Source organism: Streptomyces sp. NPDC002935, from assembly GCF_040611295.1.
Lineage (GTDB): Bacteria > Actinomycetota > Actinomycetes > Streptomycetales > Streptomycetaceae > Streptomyces.
Map to the genome: position 1 here is coordinate 26,998 of NZ_JBEXNW010000013.1, position 22,597 is coordinate 49,594.

Here is a 22,597-nt window from a genome sequence, read left to right on the forward strand (position 1 = left end):
GGCCAACGGGGCCGCCCTGTGGGGCCCGAGCGGCGGACGTGTTCCTGAGCCGGCGGCCCGAATCCCTACGCCGGCTGCCCGAACAGTTCCCTCAGGACGTCCTCCATCGTCACCAGTCCCGTGAGGCGTCCGTCGCTGCCCATGACCGCGGCGAGGTGGGTACGGCTGCGGCGCATCGCCGTCAGGACGTCGTCCATGGGGGTGCTCTCCCGGACGCGAGCGATGAGCCGCATGTCCTCCACCCGGAACGGCACCTCGCGCGGAGTGGCGTCGAGCGCGTCCTTGACGTGCAGATATCCGACGATGCGGCGGCCCTCGTCGACGACCGGGAAGCGGGAGAAGCCCGACTCGGCCGACAGCCGCTCCAGTTCCTCCGGAGTGACGCCCACGCGCGCGTAGACGACGCGTTCGATCGGGAGTACGACGTCGTGCACCGGGCGGCGGCCCAGCTCCAGGGCGTCGTGCAGCCGTTCCTGGGCGCGGTGGTCGATGAGCCCCGCGGCACTGGAGTCCTGGACGAGACGGGCCAGTTCGTCGTCGGAGAAGGTCGCCGCGACCTCGTCCTTCGTCTCGACCCGCAACAGCCTCAGCAGCCCGTTGGCGAAGGCGTTGACCGTGAAGATCACCGGGCGCAGCGCGCGCGAGAGCGCGACCAGCGGCGGTCCGAGTACCAGAGCCGTACGCACGGGCTCGGCGAGGGAGATGTTCTTCGGCACCATCTCGCCGAGCAGCATGTGGAGGTACGTCGCCAGGGCGAGCGCGATCACGAAGGAGACCGCGTGGCCCGCGCCGGAGGGGACGCCCATGGCATGGAACACCGGCTCCAGCAGGTGCGCGATCGCGGGTTCGGCCACGATGCCGAGCACCAGGGTGCACAGCGTGATGCCCAGCTGCGCGGTCGCGAGCAGCGCCGACACGTGCTCAAGACCCCACAGCACGCTCCGCGCCCGCCGGTCGCCCTGCTCCGCGTGCGGCTCGATCTGGCTGCGGCGCACCGAGATCAGCGCGAACTCGGCGCTGACGAAGAAGGCGTTCACGACGAGCGTCAGCAGCCCGATCAGCAGTTGTACGGCGATCATCGCGCGCCCTCCTCGGCGTCGTGCGGCGCGTGCAGCAGCACCCGTGCGGCCCGCCGGCCCGAGGCGTCCACCACGTCGAGCCGCCAGCCGGCGACCTCGACGGTGTCTCCCTCGGCGGGGATGCGGCCGAGCTCGGTCGCGACGAAACCGGCCAGTGTCTCGTACGGCCCCTCGGGCACCCGCAGTCCGACGCGGGCGAGCTGGTCGGTGCGGGCGGACCCGTCGGCCGAGTACAGCGCCCTGCCCTCGTCGTCCGTGCCGACCGGGGCGAGGTCGGGTGTCTCGTGGGGATCGTGCTCGTCGCGTACCTCGCCGACGACCTCCTCGACGATGTCCTCCAGGGTGGCGACCCCGGCCGTACCGCCGTATTCGTCGATGACCACGGCCATCGTGCGCTTGCCCGCCAGCCGGTCCAGCAGCCGGTCGACGGTCAGCGACTCCGGTACGAGCAGTGGCTCGCGCATGATCTGGGAGACGGGAGTCTGCGTCCGGCTCCCGGCTTGCACGCTCAGCACGTCCTTGATGTGCGCGACGCCGACGACGTCGTCGAGGGTTTCCTGGTAGACGGGGAAGCGGGACAGGCCGGTCGCCCGGGTCGCGTTCGCCACGTCCTCGCAGGTCGCCTGGACGTCCAGCGCGATGACCTGGACGCGGGGTGTCATCACGTTCTCCGAGGTCAGGTCGGCGAGGTTCAGGGTGCGCACGAACAGCTCGGCGGTGTCGGCCTCCAGCGCTCCCTCCTTCGCGGAGTGCCGGGCGAGCGCCACCAGCTCCTGGGGCCCGCGCGCGGAGGCCAGCTCCTCGGCGGGTTCGAGGCCGAAGCGGCGTACGACGTGGTTCGCCGTGTTGTTGAGATGCGCGATGAACGGGCGGAACGCGGCGCTGAACCAGCGCTGGGGTGTCGCCACCCGTTTGGCCACGGCCAGCGGGGAGGAGATCGCCCAGTTCTTGGGGACCAGCTCGCCGACGACCATGAGGAAGAGGGTCGAGAGCGCCGTACCGATGATCAGGGCCACCGAGTTCGACGCGGACGGCGGGACGCCGATCGACTCCAGGGGGCCGGCGATCAGCTTGGCGATCGACGCCTCGGAGAGCATGCCGACCACGAGGTTCGTCACGGTGATGCCCAGCTGGGCGCCGGACAGCTGGAAGGTGAGGTTCCGTACGGCCTTGAGGGCGCCCGAGGCCCCCCGCTCGCCGCGCTCCACGGCACGCTCCAGCTCGCTGCGCTCGACCGTGGTCAGCGAGAACTCGGCCGCCACGAAGCCGCCGCAGGCCACCGACAGCAGCACCGCCACCAGCAGGAGGAACACTTCCGTCATCGGGTCACCTCCGTCCCATGATCGGCCAGGGGCGGGGGGATCGCGCGATGTCCGCGGACGCCGTGAGGTTCACGGCCCCGGGTACTGGGAGGCTCGCCCATGGGCGGACGCTCACACCTTTCGTCGGAGGGTCGATGGTCCAACAAGGGTAAAGGATCGGCAAAGGGGCTCCTCGGTGGCCCCTGTCGGCCCGCGCCGCGGAGGTCCCAGCTCGTGCCCGCGAAGTCCCGTCCGCCTCGCGACGCCCGCCACGTCCTAGTCCGTCAGCGGCTTCACCCAGCGCCGCCAGTGCTCCTCGGGCGTGTACCCCGCGGCCCGCCAGGCATGGTGGGCGGTCTCGTTCCGCGCCAGCACCATGGCGTCCCCGCGCCGGCCTCCGAGCCGCACGAAACGTTCCTCCGCGGCGGCGAGCAGGGCCGAGCCGATGCCGAGGCGCCGTCGCCCGGGATGGACCGCCAGCCGGTACAGATGGCAGCGCCAGCCGTCGAAGCCGGCGATCACCGTGCCGACCAGCTCGCCGTCGCGCTCCGCGAGGAGCAGGGCCTCGGGGTCGCGGGCGACCAGCCTCTCCACGCCGCTCCGGTCGTCACTGATGCTCGTGCCCTCGGCGGCCACCTTCCAGAAGGCGAGCACACCATCGAGGTCCTCGGGCCGCGCGGCCCGTATCCGCAAGTCGGTCATGGTCCGATCCCATCACGAGGGCCGGGCGCCGGAACCGTATTTCCGTCATGCGGACGGTCACCGGCCGCGCAGTGCGCGGACCACGGGAGCGAAGGCCTCCAGGTTCGGCTCCAGCACGGTCAGATACGAGAATCCGTAGCGCTCCCGCTGGGCCCGCACCTGCTCGACGATCTGCTCCACGGTGCCCACCAGGACGATGGGCAGTTCCAGGACCTGCCGCTCGGTCAGACCGGGGATCCGGGGCAGCCACGGGCGGATGGCGGCTCGGCGGTCGTCGGTGACGGCGACGATCTGGATCAGCAGGTTGAGCTCGGCGGGCTCCTCGCGCTCGGCGGCCGCCTCCCGGTAGAGCGCGACGCGGCCGTCGAGTTCGGTGGCCGTGATGGGCTCCAGGGTGCCGTTCGGCCGGGTGCGCGCGCCCGTGAACGCCGCGATGTCGGCGTGCTCCGCGGCGATACGGAGCATCCGGTCGCCGTTGGCCCCGATCAGCAGCGGCACCCGCGGCGTCCGGCCGGTCCGCGGTCCGGGTGTCTGCCCGTCCGGCCGCGGCGAGGCGTGGGGGAATCCGTCCGGGCCGAGCAGCCGCTCCAACTCCTGGACCGTGCGCAGGAGATGGTCGACGCGTTCGCCCGGGGTGCCCCAGGGCAGACCCGCCGTCTCGTGCTCCGCCGGTACGTACCCGGTGCCGAGGCCGAGTTCGAGGCGGCCGTACGTCAACGCGTTCGTGGTGGCCACCTCACGGGCCAGCAGCGCGGGGTTCCAGAAGCCCGCGTTGAGCACGAACGTGCCCAGCCGCGGCCGCTCGGTCGCCTCGGCGGCGGCGACCAGCGAGGGGAACGGGGCGGGCATGCCCAGATGGTCCGCCACGGTGATCACGTCGTAGCCGAGCTCCTCGGCACGGCGGCACTTGGCACCCCACTCCGCGGCGGACGCCGGAGTGAGCAGGCTGACGCCGAAACGGAACGGGCGCGCCATGAACCATCCCTTCCCCTGGGGGACGTGCCCCGGTCCCGGCGGACCGGGGCACGTCGGTGGTCACTCGTGCGCGATGGCCGCGAGCACGTTCATGCGCGACGCGCGCAGTGCCGGAAGCAGCGCCGCGACGATACCGACGACGGCCGAACCGACCACGACCGCGACGATCGTCGTCCAGGGGATCGCGAGCGCCTTCATGCCCTGGAGCGCGAGCACCTGCTGGACGCAGACACCCCAGATGATCCCCAGCGCCAGTCCGAGAACAGCGCCGAACACGGCGATCACCACCGACTCCAGCCGGATCATCCGGCGCAACTGGCGCCGGCCCAGCCCGATGGCGCGCAGCAGTCCGATCTCGCGGGTGCGCTCCACGACCGACAGGGCAAGGGTGTTGACCACACCGAGCACCGCGATGACGATCGCGAGCCCGAGCAGCGCGTAGACGAGGTAGAGCAGCACGGCGATCTGATCGTGGACCAGCTTCTTGTAGTCGGCCTGGTCACGGACCTGTACCTGCGGATACGGGTCGAGGGTCTTCTCCAGGCGGGGGCGCAGCCGGTCCGGGGCGGTGCCCGGGGACGCGTTCACGTACAGCGCCGAGTCCTGTCCGCCGGGCACGTACTTCTCGATCGTGCCGAAGCCGATGACGAGCCCGCCCTGCATCCCGAACCCTCCGCTGCCGTCCTGGTCGGTGAGCGCGCCCACCGTCAGTTCGGACGTCCGCCCGGCGGGGAACTCGACGGGAATCGTGCTGCCGATGCGCACGTCGTGGTCCTTGGCGAACTTCGCGTCCATGGCGATGCGACCGTCGCCGAGCGCCGCCGCGGTGTCGCCCTGTGCGTAGGTGATGTGGGCGACGTCGTCGAGCCGCTGATCGTAGGCGCTCGCGGTCGTCTCGATCCGCTTGCCGTCGGGCAGCCGGACCGCGATCGGTGTGAACCGCTGACGGACGACGAGCCCGACACCCTCGGTGGCGCGCACCTTGTCCGTGACCTCCCGCGAGAACGGCACGAAGTTGTCGTTCTGGAGCACGAAATCGGCGCCGAGCGTTTTGTCGATCTGCTGGTCGAAGGACTTGCTCATGGACGCGCTGGCCACGGACATCCCTCCGACCAGGGCGAGTCCCACCATCAGCGCGGCCGCGGTGGCGCCCGTCCGCCGCGGGTTGCGCAGCGCGTTGCGCTGACTCATCCGGCCCACCGGGCCGAAGATCGCCGGGAACGCGCCCCCGAGGACGCGGATCACCGGCCGGACGAGCAGCGGCCCCGCGATCACCGTCGCGATGAGCGTCAGGACGACACCGAGTCCCAGCAGGGAAGCCGCCGACGATGTCTTCGAGGAGGCCGCGCATCCCGCGAGAGCAGCGGCCCCGGCCGCGCCGACGACCCCGCCGACCACGGCCCGTACCCGCAACGGCCTTCCCACGCCCGCGACTTCGGCGTCCGAGAGAGCCGCCATGGGGGAGACACCCGCCGCGCGCCTGGCCGGGAGATACGCCGCCACGTAGGTGACGCCGACCCCGACGACGTACGAAGCCACGGGTGTCGCCCAACCGATCACCATCTCCGTGGACTTGAGGTTCATGCCGAACGCGGTCATCAGCTTGATCAGCCCGACGGCCAGCCCGATCCCCGCCGCGAGGCCGAGGGTCGAACCGACCAGACCGAGGAGCAGCGCCTCGGTGAGCACCGACCGGCGCACCTGACGACGGTCGGCGCCGAGCGCGCGCAGCAGGCCGAGTTCCCGGGTGCGCTGGGCGATCAGCATGGAGAAGGTGTTGACGATGAGGAATATCCCGACGAGCACCGCGATCCCGGCGAAGCCGAGCATCACGTACTTGATCACGTCGAGGAATCCGCCGAGCTGGGCGGCGGCCGACTTCGCTTGCTCCTCGGCCGTCTTCACGTCGTACGTCCCGCCGCCGAGCTCGGCGGCGACGCGCTGCTTGAGCACGGCGTCGTCGACATCCGGCGCGGCGTCCACCGAGATGCTCGTGGCGACGTCGGAGCCGCCGAGCAGCTTGGTCTGCGCGGTCGGGGTGTCGAGGAAGATCAGCGCGGCACCGGGGTTGGTGGTGGTGAAGGTGGCGATCCCCACGATCCGCACCTGGAACGAGCCGGGCTGCGCCTGCACCGTCAGGGTGTCACCGATGCCGAGGTGCTTCTTGTCGGCGGTGTCGGCGTCGAGCAGTGCCTCGCCGTCGCCCTTCGGCTCGTGCCCGGAGGTCAGCTTCACCGGACTGCGCTCCGTGAGCTCCCAGTTGGTGACGATGGTGGGAGCACCTGTCGTCGGTCCGACCGACTTGTTCGCGCTGTCGACGACCGGGGCGTTCTCCACCGACGCGTCCACGTGGGTGGCGGCGACTCCGTCGACCTTGGCGATCCGCTCCGCGAGCGAGGCCGGCACGGTCTCGGTGGCGCCGGTCGGAAGCTGCGAGTTCAGGTCGTTCTTCGGCTCCACGGTCACATCGGCCGCGGTGGACGCGAAGAGCCGGTCGAACGTGCGGGTCACCGTGTCCGAGAAGATGAGACTGCCCGCGACGAAGGCCACGGACAGCACGATGGCCAGCGCCGAGAGCAGCAGCCGGCCTTTGTGCGCGAGAAAGCTTCGCAGTGTCGCCTTGAGCACGACCGCCTCAGTCCTTGTCGGGGGTTACGTCGCCGGAGCCGCTGTCGGGAGCGGCGTCGCCGGAGCCGGCGGGGGCCGTGCCGCCCGCGCCGGCGCGGGGAGCCGCGTGGTCCGTGCCGTCGGCGGCGGGAGCCGAAGCCGTGCCGCCGGGGCGGGCGATGCCGTCGGAGTCCCCGTCGGGTGCCGCGTCACCGCGCCCGCCGCGTCCGCCGTCGTAGGTCACCCGAACCGTGTCGAAACGCTTCATCCGCTCCAGCACGGCTTCCGCCGTGGGCCGCTCCATCTCGTCCACGATCTGCCCGTCGGCGAGGAAGAGCACCAGGTCGGAGTGGGCGGCCGCGCCGGGATCGTGCGTGACCATGACGACGGTCTGGCCGAGCTCGTCGACGGCCTCGCGCAGGAAGCCGAGGACTTCGAGGCCCGCGCGGGAGTCGAGGTTGCCGGTCGGCTCGTCCGCGAAGATCAGCTCGGGACGGGAGGCGAGCGCCCGCGCACAGGCGACGCGCTGCTGCTGCCCTCCGGACAGCTGGGCGGGCCGGTGCTTCAGCCGGTCGCGCAGCCCGAGCGTGTCGATGACCTGGTCCAGCCACTTCTGGTCGGGCTTCTGGCCCGCGATGTCCATGGGCAGCGTGATGTTCTCCGCCGCGTTCAGGGTGGGGATCAGGTTGAACGACTGGAACATGAAGCCGATCCGGTCCCGCCGCAGCCGGGTCAGCTCGCGGTCCTTCAGCCCGGTGATCTCGGTGTCGCCCAGCCACACCTGTCCGGCCGAGACGCTGTCGAGCCCCGCCAGGCAGTGCATGAGGGTGGACTTCCCGGAGCCCGAAGGGCCCATGACGGCGGTGAACCGGCCGCGGGCGATGTCCACGTCGACCGAGTCGAGGGCGAGCACCGCGGTCTCACCGGAACCGTAGGCCTTGGTCAGGCCGCGGGCGCGGGCGGCGATCGCGTCCCCCTCCGCGCGGCCGGGAACCTGCTCCGCAGCAGCTGTGGACAAGACCGCCTCCTCTGTGATGGGTGTCCGGACTCCTCGTCCGGCCCGAGCGTAGTGTGATCGGAGGCACACTCGGTATCCCCCCTAGGTGCCGGATGGTCTCCGCCCCAGGGTGTGCCCCTGATACCGATGTAAGGGGCACTTTCCACTGGGGCTTCTCCACCGGACTTCTCCACCCTGGGTCGGACGGCCCCCTTGCCGGTGCTAGTGATTTCGCGCTAGCTTCGAAGGATGGCGAAGACTCAGCTGAATGTCAGGGTGGACGAGGGCACAGCCCGCGCCGCCCGGGAGCGAGCCCTGGAACGGGGGATGAGCGTGAACCGCTACATCGAGGAGCTGGTCCAGCAGGACACCGGGGAGGTGGGCCACACCTTCGTGGAGGCCGCCGCCGATTTCATGAAGCAGTACGAGTCAGTCTTCGCCGAGGAGTTCGGCGCGGACCGTGAAGGCACCCGCGAAGGTCGTCGTTGATCCCTTGAGCAGTCTCAGAGTCGATCTTGCCTGGCTCCTCATGATCGCCGAACAGAAAACGCCCGGAGATCCCCAGGTCACCGACTGGGGAGCGCTCGTCGCCGCCGTCAGCCGGCACGAGGCGGAGATCTTCGGCATCCCCGTCTACGACAGCCCGCACGCCCGCGCCGCCGCGCTGCTCCAGCTCCTGCTGCACGTCCCGGCGCTCGAACGCTCCAACGCGATGTTCGCCTCGGCCGTCGCGTACGCCTACCTCGTTTCCAGCGGCCTGAAGGTCGTCACCTCGCCCGAGCAGGTGCGGGAGCTGGCCCGTCTGGTGAAGAGCGGCGAGGCCACGGTGCACGACATCACGCAGGAACTGCGCCGCTGGAGTCTGTGACGCGGTGGCCCGGTGTGCCGGTGACCCGGGCCTGTGTGCCGACCGTCCTGCCGGAGAATCCGTGTCCCGCGCCAGGGCGCGCGGCCATGCGCCCGGACGAGGCGCGTCCCGCGGCGTCCCGCGGCACGACCCACGGGCGGTCACTGGTCGAGCGGTCGGCGGGCGGTGCCCAGAACGCAGTACGAGGTGGGCAGGCGCGGCCCCTTCTCGGGCATCAGCAGCCGTCGGTACGGGCCCAGTTCGAACCCCGCCTCACGCAACGAGGCGATCGGGTCGCGGGCCACATGACAGCCGCCGCACAGCCGCGGCCACAATGTGCGGTCCAAGCCCCGCTGGACGGACTCCATCACCCGTCCGCCACCCCTGCCGTGCTCGAAGAAGCGCACCGTGCCACCGGGCCGCAGCACCCGCCGTACCTCGGCGAGCGCCCTCGGCACGTCCCGCACGCTGCACAGCACCAGCGAGAGCACGGCGGCGTCGTACGCCTCGCTCTTGACCGGCAGAGCCTCCGCGGCACCCGGCGCCACATCGACGGGCACCTCGCAGCGCAGCGCCGCCTCCACCGCCAACTGCCGGAGAAGGCGCTCGGGTTCGATGGCGACGACCTCCGAGACGGTGCCCGGATAGTGCGCGAAGTTCAGGCCGTTGCCCGCGCCGATCTCGATGACCCGCCCGGACAGCCCGGCGAGCAGCCGGTCGCGTACCCCGCCCATGCCCATCCGGGTCTCCGCTCCGACGCTGAGGCGGGCGTAGTAGCGGGCGAACACCGGATGGTGCACGGCCTCCGGAGAGACCTTGCCCGAGCCGGCCGACCGGAGCGGGTTGAACGGCATGACGGACCTCCCGAGGGGACGGTGCTTACCGAGATTGTCCCCCCGGGACGTCCGCCGCACGCGCCGCGCGTCAGGCGATGAAGCCACGCACCTGTGTGTAGACGCCGTAGTCGTTGTTCATGTCGTTGTGCGAGATGCAGCCGACACCGACATTCGTGGCACCGGACAGCAGCGCTGTGCTGTCCGGATTCAGCGCCTCGTCGCAGTTCGACCAGTAGGTGGCGTACGTCACACTGCCCGGCGTCTCGTCACCGGAGTTCAGAGACGTCAGGAACGAGCTGCCGGTGTACATCTCGGTGCAGGACGTATACAACCAAGTGCACCACGAGGCGACGGACGTCCCGTGGTTCACCCCGGCGACGGAGACGAAGTCGTCCACGTACGCCGTACCGCCGAGGTTCTTGAGGTAGTACCGCGAGCTCATCGCACCCATGGAATGGACGACCAGGTCGACCTTCGAGGCGCCCGTCTGCGCGAGCACGCTCTTGACCTCGGTGGCCAGTTGCTGCGCCGTGGTCACGTTCGACTGCGACCAGTCGTAGGACCACGCGAACAACTCGGAGGACGTGTAGCCGTCCGCCTTGAAGTCGGTGATCCAGTCGTCCCAGCTGCTCGACGAACTGCTGAGCCCGTGCACGAAGACCACGGGGTTGTGGGTGGCCGCCTGGGCGGGTGCCGCGGAGAGGGACAGCGACAGAAGAAGCGTCGCGGCCACGGCGGAGACGAACGTGGCGACGCGGCGCAGGACAGGCTGCATGATGCCTCCTGGAAGGGGTGGGGGTGGCAGGAGTGTCAGCCCGGGTCTACGCGCGCCGCATCAGTGAAATCGCCGGTCTTTACTTGCCAGTTAACTCGCCAGTAACGTCATGCGTGTGGTGACTTCGGTGAACCCCCCGCCTCTCCCGCACACTTCGCCACTTCAGCCCCCGCATCTGTCGCGGCGTCCCGACCCCGTCCAGCGCGAACACCGAGCGGCTCCGCCCGAACACGGCTGCCTGCAGGCCGAGTCGGACTCCCCACAGTCCGGACCCGGCCTCGGCACCTCGCTGTCCGAACCCGACTTCGGTCCCTCACTCTCCGAGGGCGTGCGCGTACGTGTTCTGCGGGCCGCGCACGGCGACCGGCACGCGGCCCGGGCACTCGCCTCGGTGCTGACCGAGCGTCAACTGACCGGTCTGGAACCGCTCCCGGCCCAGCCTCCCGTCCTGCTGCGGGCGGACCGGCAGGCGATCCGCGCCCTGCCGGACGACACCCGTCTCCTCCTGCTTCTGGCGGCGGCCGACCAGTACCCCGTCGACACGCACGCCTTCCCGCGTGCCGTGACGGCGGCCCGGCTCGACACCCGGCCCCTCGACGCCGCCGAAGCGGCCGGACTCGCCCACGCCACCGCCGGTGGGGTCGTCTTCCGTGACCCGTGGACGCGGATCGCGGCCTACGAGACCGCGTCCACGACGGAGCGACGCGCGGTCCACCGGCTGCTCGCCCGGGTGCTGCGCGGCGAGGGAGAGTCACCCAGGCGCTCCTGGCATCGGGGCGCCGCGGCGCTCGGCCCCAGCAGACGGCTCGCCGCGGAACTCGCGGCGGCCGCGAGCACGGCACGCCGGGTGGGCGAACACACCCTGGCGTGTGCCCTCGCCGAACGCGCCGCCGCGCTCGCGCCCGACGCGGGCGAGCGCACCCGGCTGCTCGCCCGGGCCGCCGCCGACGCCTGGCGTTCCGGCGACGGAGACCGGGCCAGACGCCTGGTCGTGTCCACCAGCGACGACGGACTGAGCGGCCTGCTCGCGCTGCGCGCGGGCAACGCGACCGACGCCTTCGACGCGCTGCTGACCGCCGCGGCCCTGCACGCGGGCCGCGCGAACGCATCGGCCGGCACGCGGGCGGACGTCCCCGACACCACGGAGCCCGGTGTCGGTGCGCGGCCCGACGGCGCCTTGGGATCCGGCGTCCGTGCACGGTCGGACGGTGCTGTGGGGTCCGGTGTTCGCGTGCGGTCGGACGGTGCTGTGGGGTCCGGCGCCCGCGCCCGGTCCGAGGGCGCCGTGGAGTCCGGTGTCCGTGCACGGTTGGACGGCGCCATGGGGTCCGGCGCCCGCGCCCGGTCTGAGGGCGCCGTGGAGTCCGGTGGGCCCGTGCTTCTGGGGAGTTCCGGTGCGGCGAGCCACCGCGACACCGCTGTGCACCTCCTCGCCCGGGCCACCGAAGCCGCCATCTACACCGGCGATCTGCGCCGCTGCCGTGAGGCGGCCGCCGTGGCCGACCGGCTGGGCATCACGCCGCCGGGCACGCTCGGCGGGCTCGCGGCCGCCGTAGAGGGCCGCTACGACGACGCGCGGGACGCCCTGAAGGCGGCCGCGGGACGCTGCGGCCCCGGCGGCGACCCCACCGCGCTGATCCACTCCACCATCGCGGCGCTGCTGCTCGGCGACCACGCCGGCGCGTCCACCGCGGCCGTCCGCGCCGTCGCCGCGGCCCGCTCAAGGGGCGAGACCGTCGCCGTGCCCCAGGCGATGGAATTCCGTGCCTACGCCGAGTTCTGGACCGGGCGGCCCCGCGCGGCCGAGGCCGCCACTCTCGACGCTCTGCGCCAGGCGTACGCCACCGGTCAGGACAACGCCGCCTGTCATCTCCAGGCCGCCCTCGCGATGTTCGCCGCCCTCACCGGCGACGAGGACATGTGCAGGCAGCGTGCCGGGGCCGCCCGCCGCTACGCCCTGGAGCGCGGACTCGGCCTGCCCGCCGCGCTGGCCCTGTTCGCGCTCGCCCTCCTCGACCTCGGCGCCGGCCGCTTCGCCGCCGCGGCTGCCCGGCTGCGCGCCCTGGCCGGGTTCGGCCCCGGCCACGGACACCGGGCCGTCCGGCACCTGGCGACCCCGCTGTACGTCGAAGCGGCCGCCCGCACCGGCGAAACCCGGGTGGCCCGCGCGGCCCACGCCGACTACGACCACTGGGCGCGGACCATACGCAGCCCCGACGAACTCGCGCTCAGCGCCCGCAGCCGTGCCCTCCTCGTGGGCGGTGCCGAGGCCGTCGAGCACTACCGCACCGCCCTCGACCTGCACGCTTCGGGCACCCGCGACTTCGAACGCGCCCGCACGGAGCTGCTGTTCGGCGGAGCGCTGCGGCGGCTGCGGCAGCGCACGCAGGCGCGGGACCGGCTGCACAGTGCCCTTGAGGCGTTCGAGCACTTCGGGACGCCGCAGTGGGCCGCCCAGGCTCGGGCCGAACTCCGTGTCCTCGGTGAGTCCGCGGTACCCGCGCGGGGCGCCGAGGATCTCGCCGCCCGGCTCACCGCACAGCAGCTGATGGTGGCCCGCATGGCCGCCGAGGGGGCGACGAACCGGGAGATCGCCGCTCGGCTCGCGCTGAGTCCGCGGACCATCGACCACCATCTGCGAGGCGTGTTCACACGATTGGGAATTCGGTCACGGATCGAGCTGGTGCGGTTGTTGGGTGACGGGTGACGGGTGACGGGTGACGGGTGACGAGCGACGGATGGCGGGGGCAGGGGACGGGTGACGGGTGACGCGTGGCGTCAGGCTTTCTGTGCCGAGGCGAAGACCTCGGCGTTCCAGCGTCCGCCCAACCGGTGGTCCAGCCAACTCGGCGCCCCCGCACGGAAGTCGGCGGGGGAGTGGGACCCTGCGCCGGCCGGTACCGCGCCCAGCAGAGGCGCCCCGGACACCGCCGGGAGATCCGCGAGATTGCACCGCATCGCCAGATCGGGCGAGTTCGGCCAGCTGCCGATCACCACACCCGCGAAGTCCAGCTCCCGGCGCCGCAGTTCACGAGCCGTCAGCTCCGTCGTGTTGAGCGTGCCCAGCCCCGCCGAGGCGACGACCAGCACGGGCGCGTCGAGCAGCCGAGCGGCGTCCGCGAGCGTCCCGTCCTCGTCGTCGAACCGGACGAGCAGACCACCCGCGCCCTCGACCAGTACCAGATCGTGCTCGGTGGCCAGCTTGGCCGCGGCCTCCGCGACCGCCACCGGACCCACCGGCGCGAGGCCGGCCCGCCGGGCGGCCGTCGCGGGCGCCAACGGCTCCGGGTAGCGGCCCAGTTCGAGCGTCGTGACGGCACCCGCGAGCCGGGCCACCTCATCGGCGTCGCCGCGCTCGTCCGGACCTACACCCGTCTGCGCCGGCTTCAGGACGGCCACGGACCGCCCCGCCGCGAGAGCCGTGGCGGCGACGGCGGCCGTGACGACCGTCTTGCCGACCTCCGTGCCCGTCCCCGTGATCACCAGTACCGACATCTCAGCCCTCCCGCGCCGCCGCGCACACCGCGCGCGTGATCCGTGCCAGGTCCGCGTCGCCCGTGACGTACGGCGGCATCGTGTAGACGAGGTCGCGGAACGGCCGCAGCCACACGCCCTCGCGCACCGCGGCCGCCGTCGCGGCCTTCATGTCCACCTCGTGGTCGAGCTGGACGACTCCGATCGCGCCGAGCACCCGTACGTCCCGGACGCCCGGCAGGGACGCCGCCTCCGCGAGGCCCTCCCGCAGACCCGTCTCGATCCGCTTCACCTCGGTGCGCCAGTCCTGGCCGAGGAGCAGGTCGATGGACGCGCACGCCACCGCCGCGGCGAGCGGATTGCCCATGAAGGTCGGGCCGTGCGCGAGCACCGGGACGTCGCCGCGCGAGATGCCGTCGGCCACCCGTGCGGTGCACAGTGTCGCCGCCATCGTCAGATACCCGCCGGTCAGCGCCTTGCCGACGCACATCACGTCCGGAGTGACGCCCGCGTGGTCCGCCGCGAACAGCTCACCCGTACGGCCGAAGCCGGTCGCGATCTCGTCGAAGACCAGCAGCACGTCGTGCGCGTCGCACGCCTCGCGCAGCACCCGCAGATACGCGGGGGAGTGGAAACGCATCCCGCCCGCGCCCTGCACCACCGGCTCCACGATGACGGCGGCGAGCTCGTCGGCGTGGAGCGCGATCAGCTCACGCAGCCCCTCGGCGTACGACTCCTCGTACGCGGCCGGCGGCGCCTCGGCGAACACCTGGCGCTGGAGCACGCCCTGCCACAGCTCGTGCATCCCGCCCTCGGGGTCGCACACCGACATGGGCTGCCAGGTGTCCCCGTGATAGCCGCCGCGCCAGGTCATCAGCCGCTGCTTGCCCGGGCGGCCGAGCGAGCGCCAGTGCTGGAGGCACATCTTGACGGCCACCTCGACGGAGACCGAGCCGGAGTCGGCGAGGAAGACGTGCTCCAGCCCCTCCGGCGAGATGTCGACCAGTCGCTTCGCCAGCCGTACGGCGGGCTCGTGGGTGAGCCCGCCGAACATCACGTGGCTCATGCGCTCCAACTGGCCGCGTGCCGCGTCGTTCAGGACCGGGTGGTTGTAGCCGTGGATCGCCGACCACCAGGACGACATGCCGTCGATCAGCTCGCCCGTGGCGCCGGCCAGGCGCAGCCGGACCCCGCTCGCCGACTCCACGACCAGCGGCTCCTGGCGGCCGGGCATGGGCCCGTACGGATGCCAGACGTGCCGCCGGTCGAGGTCGAGCAGCTCCCGCACGGACAGGTCGGGCACGGACAGGTCGGGCACGGACAGGTCAGGCGCGGACAGGTCAGGCACCGACGGGTCAGGCATTGGGCGCGAGATCCGTTCCGGCACCGCGGCGGCGCACGGAGACGAGGTCCGTTCGGGCGTCGGCGGGCGCCTCGGCCGGAACCGCGGCGGCGGAACCGCACACCCCGGCGCCCTCCTGGGACCCACATCCGGCCTCCGCGTGCGATCCGCACCCGGAGCCGCCGTGCGATCCGCACCCGGCCTCCGTGTGCGACCCGCAGCCACCGGCCGCCGACGCGCGGTGCTCCGGCAGCGTCACCTCGCCCGCGTTCTCCACCTCGAAGCCGGCGTCCGCGATCATCTCCAGGTCGGCCTTGCCCGCCTGGCCCTCGCTGGTGAGGTAGTCACCGAGGAAGATCGAGTTGGCGAGGTTCAGGGCGAGCGGCTGGAGGGTGCGCAGATGGACCTCGCGGCCGCCGGCGATGCGGACCTCGACGTCCGGGCAGACGAACCTGACCATGGCGAGGATGCGCAGACAGCGCTGCGGGGTGAGGTTCCACTCCTTGGCGAGCGGGGTTCCCTCGAACGGGATCAGGAAATTCACCGGAACGGAGTCGGGGTCGAGCTCGCGCAGGGCGTACACGACATCGACGAGGTCCTCGTCCGACTCGCCCATGCCCGCGATCAGACCCGAGCAGGCGGACAGCCCCGCCGCGTGCGCCTTCTGGACCGTGTCCACCCGGTCGGCGTACGTGTGGGTGGTCGTGATCTCCCCGTACGTCCCCTCGGACGTGTTCAGGTTGTGGTTGTAGGCGTCCGCGCCCGCCTCGCGCAGACGCTCGGCCTGGCCGTCGGAGAGCAGGCCGAGGCACGCGCAGACCTCGACGTTCTCGTTCTGGTCCTTGATCGCCTTGATGGTGTCGGAGACCCGGTCCACGTCACGGTCCGTCGGGCCGCGCCCACTGGCCACCAGACAGACCCGCTTGGCGCCCCCGGCGAGCCCGGCGGCCGCAGCCCGGGAGGCCTCGTCGGGCTTGAGCCAGCTGTACTTGAGGATGCCGGCCGTGGAGCCGAGGCGCTGCGAGCAGTACGAGCAGTCCTCCGGGCACAGACCCGACTTCAGGTTGACGAGATAGTTCAGTTTCACCCGTCGGCCGAACCAGTGCCGGCGTACCTTGCCGGCCGCGGCCACCACATCGAGCATGTCGTCGTCGGAGGTGGCCAGTACGGCCAGCGCCTCGTCGCGGCTCGGCAGCTCGCGCCGAAGCCCCTTTTCCACCAGCGTGTTCAGCAGGTCCATGAGGTCCGATCCTGGACCATGCGACCGCTCTCGGCCAAGGAGAGTTTGCACAACAGAGATGGTTCGACGTGTGGGTATTGCCACATCCTGGGCCGCCGGAGCGACCGCTAGGGTCTGTGCACTGCCTACAAAACACCCACCACCGCACTTGCCGCGAGCCCCGGAGGACACATGGCGTTCGGCTGGATCGACGAGCAGGCCGAGGCGCGCCGCCGGGCCGGACTCGTGCGTACATTGCGCCCGCGTCCCGCCGACTCGCCGCTCCTCGATCTCGCGAGCAACGACTATCTCGGGCTCTCCCGCCATCCGGAGGTCACCGAGGGCGCGGCCCAGGCCGCGCGCCGGTGGGGCGGCGGCGCGACGGGCTCCCGGCTCGTCACCGGCACCACCGAACTGCACAGCGAACTGGAACGCGAGCTGGCCGACTTCTGCGGCTTCGAATCGGCGCTCGTCCTGTCCTCGGGCTACGCGGCCAACCTCGCCGCCGTCACCGCGCTCGCGCCGCACGGCTCGCTCGTCGTCTCGGACGCGGGCAACCACGCCTCGCTGATCGACGGCTGCCGGCTGGCCCGCGGCACCACACAGGTCGTGGGACACGCGGACCCCGACGGTGTGCGCAAGGCGCTCAGTACCCACGAGGGACCCGCCGTGACCGTCTCCGACACGGTCTTCTCGGTGGACGGCGACGCGGCACCCCTCTCCGAACTCGCCCTCGCCTGCCGGGAGTACGGCGCCGGACTGATCCTCGACGACGCGCACGGACTCGGTGTCCTGGGCGACGGCGGCAGGGGCGCCCCGTACGCGGCGGGGCTCGCGGGAGACCCGGACGTCGTCGTGACCGTCACGCTCTCCAAGTCGCTCGGCAGCCAGGGCGGCGCCGTCCTCGGCCCGGCGGCGGTCATCGACCATCTGATCAACGCGGCGCGCACCTTCATCTTCGACACCGGCCTGGCGCCGGCGGCCACGGGCGCGGCCCTGTCGGCGCTGCGGTTGCTGCGCCGCGAACCGCAGCGGGCGGCGCGGGCCAGGGCGGTGGCCACGGCACTGCACACCCGTCTGACGGCGGAGGGTCTCGCCGCCGTACGGCCGGACGCCGCTGTCGTCTCCGTGCGGGCACCGTCCCCCGAACGAGCGGTGCGATGGGCGGCCGACTGCCGCGAGGCGGGCCTCGTCGTCGGCTGTTTCCGTCCCCCGTCGGTGCCCGACGGCATTTCGCGGCTGCGGCTGACGGCCCGCGCGGACCTCACCGACGAGCAGATCGAGCACGCGGTGGACGTGATCAGCCGGAACCGGTGAACCGGTCAACCGTGGTGCGATGAACCGGTGGAGCGGTGGAGCGGTGGAGCGGTGGAGCTGCGGAGCCGTGATGCGGTGGTGCGATGAACCGGTGGAGCTTTGAACCGTGAACCGTGCGGGGTCAGCGCAGTCCGGTGATGAACCCCTCCCAGACGCCGGGAGCGAACAGCAGGGCGGGGCCCGCCGGGTTCTTGGAATCGCGCACCGCGACCATTCCGGACCAGGGGCCGGAGCTCGGGCGTGCCGTCTCGACGCAGTTGTTCATTCCCGTGCTGCGGCTGCTGCGCAGCCATCGCACGTCGTGCAGTGAAGTGCTGGAGGGTACGTACCGAGGCATTGCAGACATGAAGGTTGCCTCCTTACGCGCCGTCACCTATCCCGGCGATGTAGTCCAACGAGTCCTCGGGCGAAAGGGCGTGGAACTGAAGGGCGTTGAAGGCCTCGGTGTAGGCCTGGAGGTCTTCTTTCCGTTCGAGGTAGAGGCTACTCGTCAAGTGGTCGAGAACAACCACATCCAGATCAGTTGTGTTCGGAAATGAGAAAATAACGAAAGGCCCGGTGACTCCGATGTGAGCCCCGGCGGCGAACGGCAGCACCTGGAGCCGCACTTGAGGCAGGGTGGCGGACTCCCGCAGCCGGCGCAGTTGGCGTGCCATGACCTCCGGGCCGCCGACCTCCCGTCGTAGCACCGCTTCGTCCAGAACCGCGGACAGTCTCAGCGGCGGGTTCGAACGCAGCACGTCCTGCCGGGCCAGGCGCACCTCGACCAGGGCGTCGAGCTTGCTCTCCTCCAGTCCGCCCACGGCGGCCCGCGTCACCGCGCGGGCGTACTCCGGCGTCTGCAGCAGTCCGGGTACGACGGAGGTCTCCAACGTGCGCATGCCGCTGGCCCCCGACTCCAGACTGATGAAGTCGCGGTACGCGGGCGGGAGCACCCCGCGGTACGCGTGCCACCAGTGGTGACGGCCGTTGCCCTCGGACCCCGCCAACACGACGAGGAGTTCCCGCAGTTCCGGATCCTCGACGTCGTACGCGTCCAACAGGCGTTCCACATCGGCCGGTTTCACCCCGCTGGTGCCGGTTTCGATGCGGCTCACCTTCGACTGGTGCCAGCCGAGCAGGCGGGCCGCCTCGCCGCTCGTGAGGCCCGAACCGGCGCGCAGCGCGCGTAGTTCGGCACCCAGCTTGCGGCGGCGCACCGCGGGACCGTGCTGCATGGCCGTTCTCCTTACTCCTTCCAAGTCGCCCTAATACGCTCTGCCGACGCAGAGTTCACCGCATCGAGCGACAGATATATGCATTACTCGGTGGATCGCACCCGTGACGGGCCCGGTAATGGCAGTCTGGCGCAAGCACCAGTCCGGGACCGTACTCGAACCGTCCGCTCGGTGTCGGGATCCGGTCCCGTGGGAAAGGGACGACGTCGCCATGGCAGATCACCAGGAAGCATCCGTCACGCTGCCGAGCGATCCCGTCTCGGTTTCCGTGGCCCGTAAATTCGTCGCCGAAGTGCTGGCCGAATGGGGCCTGCCGTGCGACTCCGAAGTCGCCGAAACCGTACGCCTGATCGTGTCCGAACTGGCCACCAACGCCGTACAGCACACGTTCGGGCAGTCACCCACGTTCACGGTCGGCGTGCGCCTCGACCGGGAAGAGCACCTGCGCATCGGAGTCACCGACAGCCATCCGCGCTTTCCGAAGCGGCTGCCCGCGGCCGTCCAGCAGGACAACGGTCGCGGCATGGTGATCATCCGCTGGCTGACCGCCGAATGCGGTGGCAGGCTCAGCGTCCGGCCGACCCGGGAGGGCGGCAAGACCGTCTCCATCGAACTCCCGTGGACGGTACCGGTCCAGCCGGTCGCGGCCGCGGGACCCCAGGAGCCGTAGGACACGTCCGGGCACGTCCTTCGGACAGCCCGTTCGGACAGGACCTAGCCATCCGCCCGGTTTCCGGTTCGGTGCCCTGCGGCTCGCCCGAACGCTCCGCGCAGCAGGGCACGGAACGCGTCGGCCGCGGGTGCCGTCACGTCCGTCCGGTGGACGACCGAGATCGTACGGCGCAGATCTCCCGGTTCCAGCAACCGTGTTCCCACCGGTGTCGCCGCTGTCGCCGCCACCATCTCCGGCACGACCGCGATCCCGAGCCCGGCGCTGACCAGCGCGCACACCAGGGCGTACCCCGGAGTCTCGACGAGCACCGCCGGTGTGGCCCCCGCACGGGCGAGCGCCGCCTCCACAGCCTGCCGGGGAGGGTGGTCCGGGGCCATGCTGATCAGCGGCTGCCCGGCGAGCTCGGCGAGCGGCAGCCGCGCCGAACCGCCCGCGAGGAGGTGGCCGGGAGCGGTCACCAGCACCAGCTCCTCGACCAGCACCGGCTCGACGGCCACGGAGGACGGCAGCGGGACCGGTGCGGCGGGCTGGTAGGCATGCGTGAGTGCCAGGTCCACATCGCCGGCCGCGACCGCCGCGATCCCGTGCGGAGGTTCGTAGTCGGCGACCGCGAGTTCCACGTCCGGGTGGGCCCGGCGGAAGGCGCTGAGAACGGGCGGCAGCAGATGGATGCCGGCCGTCTGGAAGGTGCCGAGCCGCAGTGTGCCGCCCGAAAGTCCCGTCAGACGGGCCAGTTCGTGCCGGGCCAGCTCCATCTCGTCGAGGACCCGGCGGGCCCGCGCCACCAGCAGCTCACCCGCACCGGTGAGCCGTGTCCCGCGATGGGAGCGCACCAGCAGCGTCGCCCCCGCCTCCCGTTCCAGCTTCGCCACCTGCTGGGACAGCGCCGGCGGGGTGTACCCGAGGCGCTCGGCGGCCCGGGTGATCGACCCCGCCTCGGCGACCGCCACCAGAGCCGCGAGCCGCGTCGGGTCGTACATCGCGCCTCTCCCCGGTCCGCTGGTACACCACGTGGTCTAAACGATTGCTTAAGCCCGGCCCAGGATATTCGACATACCTGCTGAAGGCCTTGGCCGGGCAACCTGGTGGCATGGACGCACAGCTCATCGCCTTCACGGGCGTCGCCGCGGGCATGGTCGCCATGCCGGGCGCCGACTTCACCGTCGTCGTACGCAACGCCCTCGTCTCACGCCGGGCCGGAGTCGCGTGCGCCCTGGGCATCACGGGCGGGCTGCTGCTGCACACCGCGCTGGCCGTCGCCGGGGTCGCCGCGGTCCTCACCGCCGTGCCGGCGCTGTTCCGGACGCTCCAGCTGCTCGGCGGTGCCTATGTGCTGTACCTGGGCCTGCGCACGCTGCACTCGCTGGGGCGTCCGCGCGCGATGGCGGCCGACGGGGTGGGCTCGGGCCCGCGGGAGACGGCGGCGGAGGAAGCGGGCCGGCGCTCGCGTGGGGCGGAGGAGGCGGGCCGTGGTGCGCGTGGGGCGGTGGCGGGGGAGGCGGGCCGTGGTGCGCGTCGGGCGGTGGCGTACGAGGCGGGCGCGGGGGCGCGTCCGCTGCGGCAGGGCTTCGTCACCAACGCGCTCAATGCGAAGGCGCCCATCACGTTTCTCAGCCTGCTGCCGCAGTTCGTGCCGGCGGGCAGCCCCGCGATGCCGCGGACGCTCCTGCTGGCGCTGATCGTGGTCGTTCTGGCCCTGCTGTGGTTCCCGGCGGTCGCGCTCCTGGTGGACCGGCTCGGACGGTGGCTGCGCGGGCCGCGGGCCGCACGCGCCGTGGAGGCGGTCACAGGCGGCGCGCTCACCGTCCTGGGCCTCGTCCTGGTGCTGGAGCCTCTGAGGACCTGAGACGGACGCCTCGTCGCGCCACGGCACAGGCGTGCCCCTGGGGCGGCGGCGTGTGCCGCCGCCCCAGGGACGGGGTCAGCTGACCCTGCCGTACCAGACGCTTCTCGTCCAGATCTTCTGGAGCTTCACCACTTCCCCGGTCTTCGGGGAGTGCCAGATCTTTCCCTTCCCGGCGTAGATGCCGACGTGGTACACGTTCCGGCCCGAGTGGAAGAACACGAGGTCACCGGCCTTGCGGTGCGAGGCCGAGACATGGTGCGTCTTGTTGTACTGTGCCGCGGCCGTACGAGGCAGCTTCTTGCCCGCCTTCTTGTACGAGTAGAGCGTGAGCCCGGAGCAGTCGAAGCGGTGCGGTCCTGTGGCGCCCCACTTGTACGGGGAGCCGTGCTTCGACGCCGCGACCTGAAGTGCCTTCGTCGCGGGCGTGGCCGCCTGGGCGTCGGGTGCGACGCCTGGGACCACGAGGCTGCCGCCCACGGCGGCGATGGTGAGCGCCGAGGCCGTACCGGCCCGGGTCCACAGCGACGGGACACGATTGAGCGCAGTCATGCGCAACCCTTCGTCAGCCGCCTGTGAAGGATGACCTGTCGGATTCGGGCTGGCGAAGTTGCCCGGCCGCAGCTGCGGCTTCACCCCAAGGACCGCCCGGATTGCTCCGGCGACCCGTCGTGCTGGGTCCTCCACTCCTGCCGATGCACATCTGTCGACCGGTCATCCGGGCGGCGGCAGGACTCGGCGTCCGCCCGGACCGCCCCGCCGCTGTGGCGGGGGCTTGTCGTCGGAAGGGATCTTCACTCATGAGTGTCGGAAAATCCGAGCGGAACCGGTGTTTTGTGGGCTTACTCACCACTCACCCGTTCGGGTGGACACCCCTCTGTTCGAGGGGGTGTTGGGGACACCTACGAGGCCCGCACCTGCATCGGAAGGCTTCATCCCGCCTTTCAGCCCGGCGTGTTGCGCAACTTGGAGGGGTCGCAGAAAGGATCGTTCGCTACGCCATCGGGGGGTACACCATCCGGTCCGTTTGAGTCGTGGGCCGGACGTCGCGGAGATGCGGCGCGTACCGGCCCCGGGTGGGGGTGCGTCAACTGCCGGACTCGGGCGGCACGGTGACCCTGGCCGCCCGCCGCTCTCCGTCGAGAACCCGCAGCGCCTGAGCCAGGGTCGGGGCGTGCACCTCGCTCTCGCCCCGCTGGTGCATCAGCGCGAGGGCGTCCCGCAGGGCCGTCGCCTTGCCGACCAGTGCCTGAGCCGCCCTCAGGCCGCGATAGGTGTCCCCTGGGCGGGCCGGATTGATCCGGCCGACCAGGTCGACCACGTCGAGGTAGCGGTCGATCAGCTCGGCCTCGGCTCGGGTCAGCGCGGGCAGCGGGGGAAGATCCGGGATCAT

At 71.7% G+C, this 22,597-nt stretch carries 22 protein-coding genes and 1 riboswitch; of the genes, 6 read left to right on the forward strand and 16 right to left on the reverse strand.

Annotated features, from left to right (window positions below; genetic code table 11):
- Positions 1 to 65: 65 nt before the first annotated feature.
- From ABZX90_RS19300 to ABZX90_RS19325, 6 genes are all read right to left on the reverse strand, one after another.
- Positions 66 to 1,079: a hemolysin family protein gene (locus ABZX90_RS19300; RefSeq protein WP_351126944.1), complete on the reverse strand. Its 1,014-nt coding sequence runs from the start codon at positions 1,077 to 1,079 to the stop codon at positions 66 to 68.
- The gene (locus tag ABZX90_RS19305) at positions 1,076 to 2,401 is read right to left on the reverse strand and encodes a hemolysin family protein (protein WP_355206321.1); all 1,326 of its coding nucleotides are present in this window, start codon (positions 2,399 to 2,401) and stop codon (positions 1,076 to 1,078) included. The genes ABZX90_RS19300 and ABZX90_RS19305 overlap by 4 nt, the downstream gene beginning before the upstream one ends.
- A gap of 255 nt (positions 2,402 to 2,656) precedes the next feature.
- On the reverse strand, positions 2,657 to 3,082 hold the full coding sequence (locus ABZX90_RS19310; protein ID WP_351126948.1) for a GNAT family N-acetyltransferase: 426 nt from the start codon (positions 3,080 to 3,082) through the stop codon (positions 2,657 to 2,659).
- A gap of 57 nt (positions 3,083 to 3,139) precedes the next feature.
- Positions 3,140 to 4,057 (reverse strand): LLM class F420-dependent oxidoreductase, encoded by a 918-nt coding sequence (locus tag ABZX90_RS19315; RefSeq protein WP_355206324.1) that lies wholly within the window; start codon positions 4,055 to 4,057, stop codon positions 3,140 to 3,142.
- Between the two features lie 60 nt (positions 4,058 to 4,117).
- Positions 4,118 to 6,685, reverse strand: coding sequence for an ABC transporter permease (locus ABZX90_RS19320; protein WP_351126952.1), 2,568 nt, complete (start codon positions 6,683 to 6,685; stop codon positions 4,118 to 4,120).
- Positions 6,686 to 6,692: 7 nt separating this feature from the next.
- The gene (locus ABZX90_RS19325) at positions 6,693 to 7,682 is read right to left on the reverse strand and encodes an ABC transporter ATP-binding protein (RefSeq protein ID WP_351126954.1); all 990 of its coding nucleotides are present in this window, start codon (positions 7,680 to 7,682) and stop codon (positions 6,693 to 6,695) included.
- A gap of 228 nt (positions 7,683 to 7,910) precedes the next feature.
- Here ABZX90_RS19325 and ABZX90_RS19330 point away from each other — a divergent pair, with 228 nt between their 5' ends.
- Both ABZX90_RS19330 and ABZX90_RS19335 read left to right on the forward strand, forming a co-directional pair.
- A complete protein-coding gene (locus ABZX90_RS19330) occupies positions 7,911 to 8,150 on the forward strand; it encodes a toxin-antitoxin system HicB family antitoxin (RefSeq protein WP_351126956.1) in 240 nt (79 codons plus the stop codon).
- A gap of 4 nt (positions 8,151 to 8,154) precedes the next feature.
- Positions 8,155 to 8,529 (forward strand): fic family toxin-antitoxin system, toxin component, encoded by a 375-nt coding sequence (locus ABZX90_RS19335; protein ID WP_351126958.1) that lies wholly within the window; start codon positions 8,155 to 8,157, stop codon positions 8,527 to 8,529.
- A gap of 140 nt (positions 8,530 to 8,669) precedes the next feature.
- On the opposite strand, the gene ABZX90_RS19340 is transcribed toward ABZX90_RS19335, so the two are convergent.
- Together ABZX90_RS19340 and ABZX90_RS19345 are read right to left on the reverse strand one after the other, a co-directional pair.
- On the reverse strand, positions 8,670 to 9,362 hold the full coding sequence (locus ABZX90_RS19340) for a class I SAM-dependent methyltransferase (protein ID WP_355206329.1): 693 nt from the start codon (positions 9,360 to 9,362) through the stop codon (positions 8,670 to 8,672).
- A 70-nt stretch (positions 9,363 to 9,432) separates the two neighbouring features.
- The gene (locus tag ABZX90_RS19345; RefSeq protein WP_351126962.1) at positions 9,433 to 10,119 is read right to left on the reverse strand and encodes an alpha/beta fold hydrolase; all 687 of its coding nucleotides are present in this window, start codon (positions 10,117 to 10,119) and stop codon (positions 9,433 to 9,435) included.
- 289 nt (positions 10,120 to 10,408) lie between these two features.
- On the opposite strand from ABZX90_RS19345, the gene ABZX90_RS19350 reads away from it, so the two are divergent.
- A complete protein-coding gene (locus ABZX90_RS19350) occupies positions 10,409 to 12,826 on the forward strand; it encodes a LuxR C-terminal-related transcriptional regulator (RefSeq protein ID WP_355206596.1) in 2,418 nt (805 codons plus the stop codon).
- A gap of 71 nt (positions 12,827 to 12,897) precedes the next feature.
- Here ABZX90_RS19350 and bioD read toward each other — a convergent pair whose 3' ends face one another.
- Genes bioD through bioB form a run of 3 tightly spaced genes read right to left on the reverse strand, consistent with a single transcriptional unit; the run spans position 12,898 to position 16,175 of the window.
- Complete coding sequence (gene bioD, locus ABZX90_RS19355; RefSeq protein WP_351126966.1) at positions 12,898 to 13,614, reverse strand: dethiobiotin synthase; 717 nt, start codon at positions 13,612 to 13,614, stop codon at positions 12,898 to 12,900.
- Between the two features lies 1 nt (position 13,615).
- Positions 13,616 to 14,896 carry an adenosylmethionine--8-amino-7-oxononanoate transaminase gene (locus ABZX90_RS19360; protein WP_355206599.1) on the reverse strand — a complete coding sequence of 427 codons (1,281 nt, stop codon included), beginning with the start codon at positions 14,894 to 14,896 and terminating at the stop codon, positions 13,616 to 13,618.
- A 52-nt stretch (positions 14,897 to 14,948) separates the two neighbouring features.
- Positions 14,949 to 16,175, reverse strand: coding sequence for a biotin synthase BioB (bioB, locus tag ABZX90_RS19365; protein ID WP_355206333.1), 1,227 nt, complete (start codon positions 16,173 to 16,175; stop codon positions 14,949 to 14,951).
- A 171-nt stretch (positions 16,176 to 16,346) separates the two neighbouring features.
- Between bioB and ABZX90_RS19370 the strand changes: the two genes are divergently transcribed.
- The gene (locus ABZX90_RS19370) at positions 16,347 to 17,471 is read left to right on the forward strand and encodes an 8-amino-7-oxononanoate synthase (protein ID WP_351126970.1); all 1,125 of its coding nucleotides are present in this window, start codon (positions 16,347 to 16,349) and stop codon (positions 17,469 to 17,471) included.
- 121 nt (positions 17,472 to 17,592) lie between these two features.
- Here the strand turns inward: ABZX90_RS19370 and ABZX90_RS19375 are convergent, their stop codons facing one another.
- Both ABZX90_RS19375 and ABZX90_RS19380 read right to left on the reverse strand, forming a co-directional pair.
- Positions 17,593 to 17,817: a DUF397 domain-containing protein gene (locus ABZX90_RS19375; protein WP_351126972.1), complete on the reverse strand. Its 225-nt coding sequence runs from the start codon at positions 17,815 to 17,817 to the stop codon at positions 17,593 to 17,595.
- A gap of 13 nt (positions 17,818 to 17,830) precedes the next feature.
- Complete coding sequence (locus tag ABZX90_RS19380; RefSeq protein ID WP_351126974.1) at positions 17,831 to 18,688, reverse strand: helix-turn-helix transcriptional regulator; 858 nt, start codon at positions 18,686 to 18,688, stop codon at positions 17,831 to 17,833.
- Between the two features lie 211 nt (positions 18,689 to 18,899).
- On the opposite strand from ABZX90_RS19380, the gene ABZX90_RS19385 reads away from it, so the two are divergent.
- Positions 18,900 to 19,358 (forward strand): ATP-binding protein, encoded by a 459-nt coding sequence (locus tag ABZX90_RS19385; RefSeq protein WP_351126976.1) that lies wholly within the window; start codon positions 18,900 to 18,902, stop codon positions 19,356 to 19,358.
- Between the two features lie 44 nt (positions 19,359 to 19,402).
- Here the strand turns inward: ABZX90_RS19385 and ABZX90_RS19390 are convergent, their stop codons facing one another.
- The gene (locus ABZX90_RS19390; RefSeq protein ID WP_355206338.1) at positions 19,403 to 20,341 is read right to left on the reverse strand and encodes a LysR family transcriptional regulator; all 939 of its coding nucleotides are present in this window, start codon (positions 20,339 to 20,341) and stop codon (positions 19,403 to 19,405) included.
- Positions 20,342 to 20,451: 110 nt separating this feature from the next.
- On the opposite strand from ABZX90_RS19390, the gene ABZX90_RS19395 reads away from it, so the two are divergent.
- Positions 20,452 to 21,207 (forward strand): LysE family translocator, encoded by a 756-nt coding sequence (locus ABZX90_RS19395; RefSeq protein ID WP_355206341.1) that lies wholly within the window; start codon positions 20,452 to 20,454, stop codon positions 21,205 to 21,207.
- A 75-nt stretch (positions 21,208 to 21,282) separates the two neighbouring features.
- Here ABZX90_RS19395 and ABZX90_RS19400 read toward each other — a convergent pair whose 3' ends face one another.
- Positions 21,283 to 21,756, reverse strand: a complete 474-nt coding sequence (locus ABZX90_RS19400; protein ID WP_266756057.1) for a C40 family peptidase — start codon at positions 21,754 to 21,756, stop codon at positions 21,283 to 21,285.
- Between the two features lie 2 nt (positions 21,757 to 21,758).
- Positions 21,759 to 21,923, reverse strand: a riboswitch (cyclic di-AMP (ydaO/yuaA leader).
- A 368-nt stretch (positions 21,924 to 22,291) separates the two neighbouring features.
- A complete protein-coding gene (locus tag ABZX90_RS19405) occupies positions 22,292 to 22,597 on the reverse strand; it encodes a hypothetical protein (RefSeq protein WP_351126982.1) in 306 nt (101 codons plus the stop codon).